This window comes from Amphibacillus sediminis NBRC 103570, from assembly GCF_001552275.1.
Classification (GTDB): domain Bacteria; phylum Bacillota; class Bacilli; order Bacillales; family Amphibacillaceae; genus Amphibacillus_B; species Amphibacillus_B sediminis.
In genome coordinates this window covers 23906-38016 of the sequence record NZ_BCQW01000011.1, presented here as the reverse complement: position 1 = coordinate 38016, position 14111 = coordinate 23906, and the positions used below count along the sequence as shown (strand labels likewise).

Here is a 14111-nt window from a genome sequence, read left to right as displayed (position 1 = left end):
TGACCAGACAACAAGAGGAGGCAAATGATGTGCATGATTATATTAAAGAAAGAACGATTAGGATTGGCCAGTATATTATTGACACCAAAAAAACGGTTCGTACCATTGCGAAGGAGTTTGGCGTATCAAAAAGTACCGTTCATAAGGATTTAACCGAGCGCTTGCCAGAATTAAATCCCGATCTAGCATTACAAGTAAAGGAAATTTTAGAACATCATAAAGCAATTCGCCACTTAAGAGGTGGAGCAGCCACAAAACGAAAATATCAGCAGTCTACACCAGACCACTAAATGATAAGTTAGATCCTCTCTATAGTATTCCTGTACCAATTCGTTATCTCTTTAAGTTAAATCAGATAGGAAAATAGGCTTCATTATTTTACAATATTTAAATCTTAATTGTATTTTCTTATACAATATAATCACAAAATAGAATATCGCTGTTAGTTAATTTATGCTATTATATATTATTAGAGGTATTGGATACTTACGGAAGTTATTAAATAGGGAGGATCGAACGTATGTTTTCGAGAGATATTGGTATTGACTTAGGTACCGCTAATGTTTTAATCCATGTTAAAGGAAAAGGTGTTGTCCTAAATGAACCATCTGTTGTTGCGATGGACCGGTCAACAGGACGTGTATTAGAGGTAGGAGAAGCGGCACGTCGGATGGTAGGTCGTACACCTGGAAATATAGAAGCCATTCGTCCACTTAAAGATGGTGTTATCGCTGATTTTGACGTAACAGAAGCAATGCTTAAATATTTTATTAATAAAATTAATGTAAAAGGTATGTTTTCTAAACCACGTATGTTAATTTGTTGCCCGACTAATATAACGAAGGTAGAACAAAAAGCCATCAAAGAAGCAGCTGAAAAGTCAGGTGGCAAAAAGGTCTACTTGGAAGAAGAACCAAAGGTGGCGGCCATTGGCGCTGGGATGGATATTTTCCAACCAAGTGGCAACATGGTTGTAGACATTGGTGGAGGAACGACTGATGTGGCGGTATTGTCAATGGGAGATATCGTAACTGCTCAATCGATTAAAATGGCAGGGGATAAATTTGATGCGGAAATCCTAAATTATGTCAAGCGGCAGTATAAGCTTTTAATTGGTGAGAGAACGGCGGAAGATATTAAAATTCATGTCGCAACTGTTTTTCCAGGCGCACGTCAGGAATCAATTGATATTCGTGGCCGTGATATGGTTACAGGTTTGCCACGCACGATAACAATAGGGTCAGATGAAATTGAGAAAGCACTACGCGAATCGGTTTCTTTAGTTGTTCAAGCTGCCAAAAATGTGTTAGAAAAAACGCCACCAGAGCTGTCAGCTGATATCATTGATCGAGGTGTTATCTTAACAGGTGGTGGTGCTCTCTTACATGGAATGGACCAGCTTCTTTCTGATGAACTTAAAGTCCCAGTCTTTTTAGCTGAGGAGCCAATGCACTGTGTGGCTAAGGGAACTGGTATTATACTTGAGAGTATAGACAAGATAGAAAAGCGTAAAATGGTCTAATCGGTAATAGGAAAAAAGCCCTCTTTTTAATGTTTTATCAAACATTCTCGGCGAATTTTGCAGAATTTAGCTGTTACCTATGCTAAAATAAAGGTAACTTTTGTCGGAATGTTTAGTTATACTAGAGAGGAAGAGGCTATGTGTTAAGAGGATATTATACCGCTGCAAGTGGGATGACGACACAGCAACGTCGTCAGGATACGTTATCAAATAATATTGCGAACGCTCAAACACCAGGATTTAAGCAGGATCAAGCATCCATTCGCTCGTTTCCAGAGCTTTTAATAAAACGAATCGATTCTGAAACACTACCCACCGTTCGTAACTTTACTTTGCCAATTGACCAATCGATCGGTTCAATCAATAGTGGTGTTTACGTCCAAGAGACCATTGTAGATCACCAGCAAGGTGGCCTATTAGAAACCGGAATGCCTGCAGATATGGCGTTAATTAACGGGATTATTCCAGATGAGACAGGCAGCATATTTTTTACTGTTCAGAATGCAAATGGAGAATTACGTTATACGCGAAATGGTAACTTTACTGTTGATGGAGAAGGCTTTTTAACTACAAATCAAGGCTATTATGTGTTAAATCAAGCAGGAGAACCTATCTTTACAGATGGTCAGGATTTCACAGTTACTAGTGAAGGGCAGGTTGAAGTGGCAGGAGCACAAATTCCTCTTAACATTGCCTATGCAGCTGATGTCAATCAGCTGATTAAAGATGACGAAGATTTATTTGTACCAGGTGAGGAAGTAGATGAGCCTGCAGACGCGCGTAATGTTGCTGGGTTATCATTTTCTGTTGAACAACACTTTTTAGAACACTCAAATGTAGATCAAGTTCAAACCATGACAGAAATGATGCAAGCATATCGTTTATTTGAAACAAATCAAAAAGTCTTACAAGCATACGATCAAAGTATGGATATAGCTGTTAATCAAATCGGACGATTAACTTAAGGAGCTGTTAGATAATGAGTAGAATGAATATGCAAGCAGCTGTTACGATGCGTCAGTTACAGAATAAACTCGATGTAATTGGGCACAACGTAGCAAATTCGAGTACGGATGGTTACAAGACCAGGTCAGCTAATTTTACTTCATTACTCTATCAAAATATTGATAACTTTAGCGATGTCGAAGCAAATGCCACTGGTCGAATAACACCACATGGCATTCGTTTAGGATCTGGTGCCCGATTAGGACATACTAATATTAACTTAGCTGCTGGAACAATAAATACAACAAATAGAGGGCTTGATCTAGCATTGTTAGAAGACAATCACTTATTACAGGTGCAAGTAACAGAAAATGGCGTAACAGAAACACGTTATACACGTGACGGAGCACTTTATCTGCAAACTTATGGTGATGGTCAATTAATGCTTTCAACTCGTAATGGGCACCCTATCTTAGGACAGGATGGTGCGCCAATTATTATTGATAACGATATCGAAGATGTCAACATTAATCAAGCTGGACAGATCGTTGTTCGTCGAAATGGTGCAGAGGTTGTCGAAGGACAATTAGCATTGGTAGAAGCGGTAAGGCCACAATTTCTTGAACAAGCAGGGACAAACTTATTTCGTTTACCTGATTTAACAGATGTTGCCTACCAAGCTGATGAAATCATTGCAGATGTTTTACCTTTTGAAAATCGTGTTCAAAGTGGTGCACTAGAGCAATCTAACGTTAATATGGCTATTCAAATGACAGATTTAATTCAGACTCAGCGTGCTTATCAATTTAATGCTCGGACAATCTCACTTCATGATCAAATGAGAGGGCTTGTCAATCAATTACGCTAAGGAGTTTCTAAGCTATGCAACAAACTGAACAAGAAACGCCAACAAATCCACAAAAGCAAACTAAGCCAGTAGTAGAAGAAAAAAAATCACGTCACATTTTTAAACGAGAGAGAAAGCAAGCGAAAGAGAAACGCTATGTGCGCCGTATCTTCCCAATTTGGTTACGGATTATTGTTGTTTTTTTATTGGCTTTTCTCGCTTTAATCATTGGCATGATCATTGGCTTTAGTGTCCTTGGTGATGGTAATCCAACGGATGTGCTAAAATTTGAGTTTTGGCAACATGTATTAGATATTATCAATGGCGTTGAATAAAGAGGATTACAGCAGATTAATCGCTTTGGCGGTAATCTGCTTTTAAAATTGCACTGCCGGATAATGATTAGTTAGCATTGAGAGTATATCGCTTTAAAAGAGTGGTGGACGATCAATTAAAAGTGATTTTTATCATTTAATTGTAAAAGGAGATGAGCTAGGTGTTAGATATCGAGCAAATTAAAGCAACTATTCCCCACCGTTATCCATTTTTATTGGTGGATGAAATTATTGAAATTGAAGAAGGGAAACGAGTGGTGGGCAAGAAAAATGTAACAATTAATGAGCCATTCTTTCAAGGCCATTTTCCGGATTATCCTGTGATGCCTGGTGTTTTAATCGTAGAAGCATTAGCCCAAACAGGAGCAGTCGCTATGCTTAAGAAAGAGGAGAACAAAGGGAAAATCGGGTTTTTAGCAGGTATAGATAAATGTCGCTTTAAACGCCAAGTAAAACCGGGCGACCAACTCAGGTTAGAGGTTGAAATAACACGTTTAAAAGGACCGATCGGTAAAGGAAAAGCGATCGCCTCTGTTGATGGTGAGCTGGCATGTGAAGCAGAGATTATGTTTGCCATTCAATAAAAAAATTAGCTTTATTTAGCAGAAATCTCCCCCTTCTATAGTGGTGAAATTAATGCCTTTCATTCAGTGGGGGACAAACCTCTGCTGAATCAAGTTAAAGCCTCCGGCGGATGCAGCAGATTTTCAGCGGAAATTTATCGAGTGAAGCTCGATAAAATCTGGGCACAAATACGCCAAGCGGCATTAGATAAAAACAGAGTATCAGACATGGATTCAGTTTTGTGAATCCATGTTTTTTTGTAGACTAAATAAAATGTGGATTTAATAATTGTTTTAAAAAACTGAAAGGGTGCGTGTTTGAACGAGCATTAATTTATTCATAAATGCGCTGAATTTTGAGATTTTTTTTTGTAAAAAAGGGTAAGCTAATGAAGAAATTGTATGAAAAGAGGTGAGCTTATGCTAGCAAAAATGATCCTATCTTTAATGGTAGTAGGGATGCTATTTGGTTGCGCTCAGAATAACAATGAAGAGCCGACTCCAAACGATACCGATATCCAAGAAGATATTCAGGATGATGCCAATCAAATAGAACAAGACATGGAAGAAAATTTAGAAGATGACCGTCTGGATGAACAGTTAAATGAAGAAGACCGACCAGATGAAGATATCCAAGAAGAAAATAGAGCTGAATAAACCATGTTTTTTTCTCGTGTAGACAATAGCTTTTGTTTACACGAGAATGTTTTTTTAGCTTTTAACTTCACAAAAGTCTCCTATTGCTATAAGTATGAATGCCTAAATTTCTTCCATTCAGTGGGGGAGCTGCCAAGTCACAGCTTCCAGCGGATCTGGGCGCAAATATATCAAGTCGTATTTGATCATTAATGGTATTTGAAACAAAAATGTAATGAAAATCCAACATTTTTATCTATATTATTACACAATATCGAGGCTATATTATGTTATACTGTTATTATTGTGCGTAAGTGATTGATCTGATAAATTATATCTTACATAATATATTTAAAAGCTAAGCGACAAATTTTTTAATATTTTCTTACTAGTATGAGATAATGAGATATCATCGGCTATTGGGGTTTGTGTTTTAGCACAAATCCCTTTCACTGTGACTCAACACCTTTTATGTGATGAAAGGAGAACCTTAATGTCGGTAACAGGTAAAGTAGTACATCTTACTACGGTTCATCATCCATTAGATACACGTATTTACTATAAAGAATGTAATTCTCTTGCAAGAGCTGGTTATGAAGTATACTTAGTCGCCCCAAACCGAGGACGTCTAGCAGATGGTTCATCTGATAATATTACAATCGTTCCAATTAAACATCGAAAAAATAGAGTGTTAAGAATGCTATTTTCAACTATTGAAGCTTATAAAAAAGCAAAGGAACTGGGGGCGGACTATTATCACTTTCATGATCCAGAGCTAATCCTAGTTGGATGGTTATTGAATAAAGCAAATAATCATGTTATTTATGATATTCATGAAGATTATTATACCGGAATATTACAAAAAAAATATCTTTGGAAGCCAATCAGAAAATTCCTTGCAAAGTGCTTCAAGAAGTTTGAACAACTTTGGATAAAAAAAATGCATCTCTGTTTAGCTGAAAAATACTATCAAGAACTTTACCCAGATGGGAAGTGTATTCTTAATTATCCACTTTTAAAGAATGAACTAATAAATTCTAAGAAATATTATGACAAAGTAGAAAATGAATTAATTTATACTGGGAATGTTTCAGAAGTTCGCGGTGCTAAAATTCATGCGCTAATTCCAAACTTAGATCACGATGTCTCACTTTATATGGTAGGGTATTGTCCCAAAACATTAGCTGATGATATGAATAATATAGCTGATTTAAATCGTGACAGATTAATAATAAGAGGAGTAGATGAATTTATTACCCGAAATGAGATCGATAACTTTTACATTAGTCGATCTTGGTTAGCTGGGCTAGCACTATTTCCTCCAACAGAACATTATAAGCGAAAAGAACTAACTAAATTCTTTGAATATATGATGGCTGGAATTCCAATTATTGCATCAAATTTTTCAAGCTGGAAGCATTTTATCAATACCTATCAATGTGGTTTACTTGTTGATCCACTTGATTCAGCACAAATAAAAAAAGCGATTAAATATTTAAAGGAACATCCAGATAAGCGGATTGAGATGGCAGTAAATGGACAAAAAGCAATAGCTGATCAACTGAATTGGAATGTTGAAGAAAAAAAACTTTTAAACTGGTACAAAGAGATGGCAAATAAGGTGTGATAAAATGAAGAGTCGACAAAAAAGCATGGTTTCAGTTATAACACCTTCCTTTAATGCTGAAGCTACTATTGAGAATACGATTAACTCTGTGCTTAATCAGACCTATGAGAATTGGGAAATGATTATTATTGATGATGCATCGACCGATGATACAGTTACTATTGTCGAAAAATATATGAACAAGGACAAGCGCGTTAAATTGATTAAACATCACAGGAATAAAGGAGCTGCTCACGCAAGGAATAGTGGCTTAGAAAAAGCAATTGGGCAGTTTGTGGCTTTTTTAGATAGTGATGATCGATGGAAACCCGAAAAATTGGAGAAGCAGCTTTCATTTATGCAATCGAATAGTCTTGCTTTTTCCTTTACTTCCTATAATCAAATTTCAACATATAAGACAGGGGACAAGCGCATCCAAAAAGTGAACGCTCCCTCAGTTGTAACATATCATGACCTTTTGAAAAGTAATGTAATTGGTTGTCTAACAGTTATGGTCAATGTGGAAAAAACCGGTCCTTTACAGATGGTCGACATAAGAGCAAGGCAAGATTATGCCTTGTGGTTAGAGCTGACAAGAAAAGGATATAATGCATATGGACTTGAAGAGCCTTTAGCTGATTATTATATTCGGAAGAATTCTCTATCAAGTAATAAATTAAAAATGGCTAAGTTAAACTGGAAAATATACCGCCAAGTGGAGAAATTAAGCTTATTCAAAACACTTTGGTATTTTTCTTTTTATCTAGTTAAAAAAGTGAAAAAATACGTTACAATGATTTAGTATTGTAATGTGATAAGATTTAGTAGAAAACCTAAAAGTGTGGAGTGAATATAAATGAAAAATTATATAGATGAGATGATAAAGCGAAAGGATTTATTAATTTATCTTGTAATGTCTGGGTTAAAGGCTAATAATCGTGATAGCTATCTGGGTTATTTTTGGTGGCTCTTAGATCCTCTTCTAAATGTATTAGTTTACTACTTTCTTGTAGTTGTGGTTATGGGACGAGGTGGCCCGGATTATCCTATATTTCTAGTAATTGGTTTAGTTGTTTGGCGTTGGATGAGTTCGACGATTAATGGTGCTTCTAGAGGAATATTGAACTATTCTGCTATTATAAAGCAGGTTTATTTACCTAAATCTTTATTCCCGATAGCCCTAACGATGACACAAATGTTCAACTTTATTTTTGGTTTAGTTGTGGTGTTTATTTTCTTAATAGCGTTTGGAGTTGTACCAACTTGGCGAATCATTCTGCTGCCTATTATTATAATTATACAGATGATATTTTTGTTAGCACTGAGTATGTGGTTAGCTTACATCTCTGTGTTTATTCGTGATATTGGTAATATCATTAAACACTTTGTTCGTATTATATTTTATTCTTCGCCAATTATTTGGGATAAAAATCGTTTTCCAATCCCAGAAGAATTGGAGTGGATTGAGAATTTCAATCCTTTTGCTGTTATATTAAAATCTTATCGAAATATTCTGATGTATCATCAAAGTCCGATTTGGATTAGTTTAATAGCGGTGGCCATATTATCGATTATTGCAATATTTTTCTTACTAAGACTTTACAGTAAGAATGAACACAAAATCATCAAAGCACTTTAATAGGGTTTGATGGATTAAATGGAGTTGAATTTAATGGCACAAGATAGAGAAATTGTTATTCAGGCAAAGAACTTAGGTATAGCCTTTAGTAACAATGTCCAAAATGACGATTATAAATCGCATGCGATCAATATTTTTAAAAAAGGCAAAAAAGAGAAGAAAATAAATAATAAAACATTCTGGCCAATTCGGAATATTAATTTTACTGCGTATAACGGTGAAGTATTAGGTATTGTTGGATCAAATGGATCCGGTAAAACAACCCTATGTAAACTGCTGTCAGGTATTATGAAACCAGACGAAGGCGAACTTGAAATTAATGGTAAGGTTTCGGCGCTTTTCTCATTAGGGATGGGCTTTAATCGATCTTTATCAGGAAGAGAGAATGTTTTGCTCAATGGTCTTATGATGGGGATGGAAAAAGATAAGATTCTCAAAATGGTTGATGAGATTCATCAATTTTCGGGCTTAGGTGAGTTTTTCGAACAGCCCATGAAAAAATATTCAAGTGGGATGAGGGCGAGATTAGGATTTAGTGTGGCATCACACTTAGACCCAGAAATTCTAATTCTAGATGAATCTTTAAATACAGGTGATCGTGCCTTTGCCAAGAAAGCTTCAACGAGAATTAAGGAATTAGTAGGTAAAGCAAAACTTGTTATAATCGTCACACACAGTCATAAATTTGCCAAAAAAAGTTGTGATCGTCTAATTTGGCTTGAAAAAGGAGAAATTAGAGAGATTGGTGATCCGGAAACGGTTTTAGAGCATTATGAAGCCACGATACCGAAGGGTGAACGTAAACCTAGAAGGAAACTTAAATTAAAGAATATTGATTCACAGAAAAAAGACCGAGTAATTATAGATGCCCAAAATGTAAGTATAAATTTTCGCTTTGGGAGAAAAGATCACTGGGCGCTAAAGGATATCTCTTTTAAGATTAATGAAGGTGAAGTGATTGGGATTATTGGTCATAATGGTGCCGGAAAAAGTACCTTATGTAAAGTTTTGACAAAAATTTTAAAACCAGATGAGGGTGAGTTAGCCATTCGTGGGAAAACCACTGCCCTACTCAATTATGGCACTGGTTTTAATGCGCACCTTTCAGGCAGAGATAACATTCTTCTTAACGGCATGCTTTTAGGCATACCTAAAGACGTTGTACAGCAAAATATCCTCAAGATTGCTGAATTTGCAGAATTAGAAAATGTGTTGGATCAATCAATTAAACGCTACTCTAGTGGTATGAGGGCAAGACTAGGTTTTAGTATCGCGGCAACGTTACAGCCAGATATTTTTATTATTGATGAAGCTCTTTCAACTGGAGATGTATCGTTTCAACAGAAAGCTAGTGAGAAGATTCAAGATATGATGGAAGAGGCTAAGGCCGTTATAATTGTTTCACATAGCATGTCATTTGTTGAAAAAGTATGTACGAGAGCGATATGGCTTGAGAATGGTCGTTTAAAAAAGGATGGGCCATCAGCCGAAGTAGTAGAGGCATATCGCAGTAACTCAAGTGTGCAGCAGGATAAGTTTAATAAATGAGTTTATTCAGTAGGGAAGCTAGGTGAGAAAATGTTAAGACCTTTCAAAAAATTAGTATTGAAAATAATTGATTGGTTAGTCTTTAAAGTACTAACAAAAAAACAATTAAATTACTTAGCAAGATTACTTAATGAGCGCCAGAAGGAACTTGCAAAGAGTCTAGTTAAGAGAGGAAGAAAACACAAACTTGAGCGCGTTAATCGTGTTAAGTATCGCTTATATGAATTAGGCTTTGAGCAAAAGGCACTCACAGAGTTAGTCTCCCTATATAATACCAAAAATGACTTTTATTTACGACTATATGCAGGTATTGAATTAGCTCTCTGGCATGCTAACAAATATGATTCTAAAGGTGCCGAAGAGGCATTAAAGATATTAGATACCTTAGAGGTTAAAAATAGCGAAAAGAACTTAATTCGCAAAATTACGATTATGAAAGCAGAGTGCTATCAACTACTGGGTGAACTTGACAAAAGCAAAGAAATTTTATTAGCATACCTAGAAAAAGACGCCCATATTGATATTTACTTAGCCATAGCTAATGCAGAGAAAAATGTCACACGTAAACTAGAATATATCAATGCTGTTATGAAAACACAAAGTACGCTTCCAGTTGAACTACATGATCATAAAAACGATGCTTTGTATGACCGATTAACAGTATCAAGTCCGGCGGAAAAAAACAATATACGTGAAGCGAAGGTAACAGTGATTGTACCTTCTTTTAAAGCTGAGCATGAAATCAAAACAACATTAGAGAGCTTACTTCATCAAACATGGCAGAACTTGGAAATAATTGTAGTAGATGACTGTAGTCCTGACCAAACCTATCAAGTAGCTTGTGAAGTGGCAAAAACAGATGAACGAATCAAAGTGTTAAGAACAGAACACAACAGTGGTGCCTATGTTGCAAGGAATGTTGGTCTCAAAGCAGCAACAGGGGACTTTATTACAATTAATGATGCGGACGACTGGTCTCATATAGAAAAAATTGAGAAGCAGGCTAGATTTTTACTTGAAAACCCCAAAAAAATTGGAAATATTTCATTACAAGCACGAATGATGGATGATCTTACATTTAATCGTAGAGGTAAGTTCGGAATGTATGTTTTTCCGAATATGTCCTCATTTATGTTCCGTTTGCAGCCTGTACTGGATAAGGTCGGATTTTGGGATAGTGTAAGGTTCGGTGGTGATTCTGAATATATTAGACGAATAAAAAAGGTATTCGGACAAGACGCGATCGTTACACTAGACACATTACTCTCATTTCCTAGACAGTCACAGGGTTCTTTAACAACAAACTCTGCATTTGGCTATCCAGGTTATTTTATGGGTGTCCGGAAAGAGTATTTTGAGGCATATAATTGTTTTCATAATGAAGCAGATTCCCTTTATATGCCGTTTCCATTAACAAAACGGCCATTCCCAATTCCAGAGCCGATGTGGCCAGTAAGAGAAGAAAAAGATCATAATAATCGTAGACATTTTGATGTCATTATTGCTAGCGAGTTTCGCCTCTTAGGTGGCACCAATATGTCTAACGTAGAAGAAATAAAGGCACAAAAGCAATTTGGGCTGAAAACAGGACTAGTACAAATGTATCGCTACGATCTTAATCAAGTAAAGGAGATTAACCCTAATATTCGTAAGATGATCGATGGAGAACAAGTCCAATTTGTGTGTTATGGGGAGCAAGTAACTTGTGATCTGTTAATCGTACGTCACCCACCGATATTAAAAGATCAACAGAAATATATTCCTAACATTGAGGCTGAGCATGTCAAGGTTATCATTAATCAAACACCAAAGCGTGAGTACAGCCGTGATGGACAAATTTTGTATGATTTGAAAGAGACCGAACAACGTGTTATCCAGTATTTCAAAAAGAAACCAACTTGGCATCCAATTGGACCAGTAATTCGTGATGCATTAATTCAGTATCATCAAGAGGAAATAGTGAATATTAATCTTTCCCCAGAGGACTGGGTTAATATTATAGATATTCAAGAATGGAAGCGAGATCAGAAAGATGATAATCGAGAAGATGATAAAATTATTATCGGTAGACATTCTAGATCACAATATGTGAAGTGGCCTAATAGTGCTGAGGATTTGCTTAGAATATATCCTGCTGATGATCAATATAAGATTCTTGTACTCGGAGGAGCGGATGTCCCCGAACAAACTTTGGGGCAGATCCCTAATAATTGGGAGGTCTATCAATTTGGAGAGCTTCCACCAAAGGACTTTTTAGCTAAACTGGATGTCTTTGTTTATTACACCCATCCAGAATTGGTAGAAGCTTTTGGACGTGTCATTCTAGAGGCAATGGCTGTTGGCGTTCCAGTTATTATTTCACCAAGCTATAAAGAACTATTCAGTGATGCAGCTATATATGCTGAGCCTGAACAAGTTGAAGATAGAATAAAAGAACTAATGTCAAATCCTGATGTTTATCGAAATCAAGTAGAAAAAGCACTAAAGTATGTTGAGCAAGCTTTTGGTTATACAAAACATAGATTGCGATTGGAGCCTTTTCTAAATGATAAATCAAGAGATGTCCAATAATCTTTTAAAAAGTATAAGTGCACTGGAAAATGAAATAATTGAACAAGATAGAATCAATATTGCCTTATTTAATAAATGTACAGATGTGTTACGGACGAAGCACTGGTTAAGTGTCCCGAGGCGAATAGTGATTAAATTTTTAGTTCAGTTTAAGCGCTTTTGTAATCATTTTAGCAAGATTAAACGAGCTGACCTGATCAAACATAGCCTAGGAATAGAGCAGAAGGGGCAACGTTTATGCCAATTGGGGATAGAGAATGATATTTACCAATCTTTAATTCAGATCAGTAAGTTTTCTCCATATCAATATTACAGTGATTTGGCTTCCTGGCAGCTGGCTAAATTTCATACCCAACATGCTAATGAAAAGCATGCAGAAGCCGCATTAATCTGGCTTAACCGCATTAAGAGTAAACAATACTTTAGTGCGTTTAGGCAACAATATATACTTTTAAAATCATTGAACTATTATCAGCTTGAGCGAACTATTCAGGCTCAAAAACTTTTGTTGGATAGCTTGAAGAAAGGGTTTGATCCTAATTATTTATTGGCCCTTTCAAACATAGACTCTAACGCTAGCGACAAAGATAGTTATATTAACTATGTTCTAAAACATTATCATCTAACACCAATTAAAATCGATAGAGTGAATAAGACAATAAATAGCTTTGATGAGGATGAAATAGTTAAGGACAAGCAATGCCTGACCATTATCATTCCAGCTTTAACCATTAATGAACAGTTAAAGCAAACCCTAGGAGCTATACAAAGGCAAGTCTGGTATAATTTTGAATTATTACTTATTTTGAAAAATGATCAAGATTGGTCATTGATTCAAGATTTTATAGATGATGACCGAACACATGTGATTGCAGTTCAGCCCACAACTACAGAGGCTCAAGCAAAAAATCAAGCTTTATTGAAAGCAAAGGGTGAATTTGTTACAGTTATTAAGCCTGGTCACTGGATTCATCCAAACCGGTTAAGCATACAAGTACGTCAATTACAGCATGATTCAAAAATGATAGCTAATTTCACTCAAACGATAAATTTAGATTCGAATGGGGATTTCAAAATGGCGGAAAACGGCTTATTCGTTTACGATGATGTATCTACGACCATGTTCCGTCGAGAAATAATAAAAGATAGACATAGCTGCTGGAAGGACAAGACTTCTGAAGAAGACCAAGTATTTATTGATCAATTGAGAGCACTAAATGGATCAGATTCTGTCGTACCGATCGAAAGTGGCCCAGTTACGATAAATATCTACCCAGATCAGATCAATCGTTTAACTCAGCGGAATATTGATATAGCAAGTGACTCAGTTAACTACCTAATGAAGAACCAGCGCAGCTATTATGATGTGTTAATTATAGCTGACTTTTCAGATCCGACTCTGAATACGAATGCAATTATTAATGAAATAAAATGGAATATAGAAGCGGGATTAAAAACTGGCATTCTCTCCTATTCAATGGATGTCAATATTAAATTATCTAGAGAGCTAGAAAAATTATTGGAGAACAGCCAGGTTGAATATATTAATTCTAGCGATTATATTTGTGCACATGTGGTTATTGTGAAAAATAGTCAATTAACTCATGACATGAATATGAAGCCACTTACTTTAAATATCAAAGCACGTGCAACTAAGCTTGTTTTTGATATTAATATATGGAAATATCCTGATTCAAAATTGCTTAAGCATTATCTTTTGAATAACATTAGAATGATGGGCAATGATATCAAGTGTTTTGGAGTTGATCAGGAATCAAAGGATTTCTTAATACATCAAGGGAAAGATTATTTTAGAAGACTAAAAATTTCAGATCAACTCTGGTATAATACTAGAGAGTTCTATCTTTCGCAAATTAAAGCTCATTTATTATAGTTCGT

13 protein-coding genes are annotated in these 14111 nt (G+C 35.9%); all 13 read left to right on the top strand.

Translation table 11 applies throughout. The features are described 5' to 3' along the window. Positions 1-29 precede the first annotated feature (29 nt). The gene (gene spoIIID, locus ASE01S_RS08580; RefSeq protein ID WP_067841046.1) at positions 30-290 is read left to right on the top strand and encodes a sporulation transcriptional regulator SpoIIID; all 261 of its coding nucleotides are present in this window, start codon (positions 30-32) and stop codon (positions 288-290) included. Positions 291-520: 230 nt separating this feature from the next. Then, on the top strand, positions 521-1522 hold the full coding sequence (locus tag ASE01S_RS08575) for a rod shape-determining protein (protein WP_067841043.1): 1002 nt from the start codon (positions 521-523) through the stop codon (positions 1520-1522). 140 nt (positions 1523-1662) lie between these two features. Then, positions 1663-2487, top strand: a complete 825-nt coding sequence (locus tag ASE01S_RS08570; protein WP_067841041.1) for a flagellar hook-basal body protein — start codon at positions 1663-1665, stop codon at positions 2485-2487. Between the two features lie 14 nt (positions 2488-2501). Next, entirely contained in the window at positions 2502-3335 is an 834-nt protein-coding gene (locus ASE01S_RS08565; RefSeq protein ID WP_067841039.1) for a flagellar hook-basal body protein, read from the top strand. A gap of 14 nt (positions 3336-3349) precedes the next feature. Beyond that, entirely contained in the window at positions 3350-3649 is a 300-nt protein-coding gene (locus ASE01S_RS08560; protein ID WP_067841037.1) for a DNA-directed RNA polymerase subunit beta, read from the top strand. Between the two features lie 161 nt (positions 3650-3810). After that, positions 3811-4233 (top strand): 3-hydroxyacyl-ACP dehydratase FabZ, encoded by a 423-nt coding sequence (gene fabZ / locus ASE01S_RS08555; RefSeq protein WP_067841035.1) that lies wholly within the window; start codon positions 3811-3813, stop codon positions 4231-4233. Positions 4234-4632: 399 nt separating this feature from the next. Beyond that, positions 4633-4869 carry a hypothetical protein gene (locus ASE01S_RS08550; protein WP_067841033.1) on the top strand — a complete coding sequence of 79 codons (237 nt, stop codon included), beginning with the start codon at positions 4633-4635 and terminating at the stop codon, positions 4867-4869. A gap of 472 nt (positions 4870-5341) precedes the next feature. After that, a complete protein-coding gene (locus ASE01S_RS08545) occupies positions 5342-6475 on the top strand; it encodes a glycosyltransferase (RefSeq protein WP_067841031.1) in 1134 nt (377 codons plus the stop codon). A 4-nt stretch (positions 6476-6479) separates the two neighbouring features. Further along, positions 6480-7256 (top strand): glycosyltransferase family 2 protein, encoded by a 777-nt coding sequence (locus ASE01S_RS08540; RefSeq protein ID WP_067841028.1) that lies wholly within the window; start codon positions 6480-6482, stop codon positions 7254-7256. 54 nt (positions 7257-7310) lie between these two features. Beyond that, a complete protein-coding gene (locus ASE01S_RS08535) occupies positions 7311-8093 on the top strand; it encodes an ABC transporter permease (protein ID WP_067841026.1) in 783 nt (260 codons plus the stop codon). A 33-nt stretch (positions 8094-8126) separates the two neighbouring features. Next, positions 8127-9641, top strand: a complete 1515-nt coding sequence (locus tag ASE01S_RS08530) for an ABC transporter ATP-binding protein (protein ID WP_245630345.1) — start codon at positions 8127-8129, stop codon at positions 9639-9641. A gap of 30 nt (positions 9642-9671) precedes the next feature. Further along, positions 9672-12212 (top strand): glycosyltransferase, encoded by a 2541-nt coding sequence (locus ASE01S_RS08525; RefSeq protein ID WP_067841022.1) that lies wholly within the window; start codon positions 9672-9674, stop codon positions 12210-12212. Then, complete coding sequence (locus ASE01S_RS08520; protein WP_067841020.1) at positions 12187-14106, top strand: glycosyltransferase; 1920 nt, start codon at positions 12187-12189, stop codon at positions 14104-14106. Before ASE01S_RS08525 ends, ASE01S_RS08520 begins: the two co-directional genes overlap by 26 nt. Positions 14107-14111 lie beyond the last annotated feature (5 nt).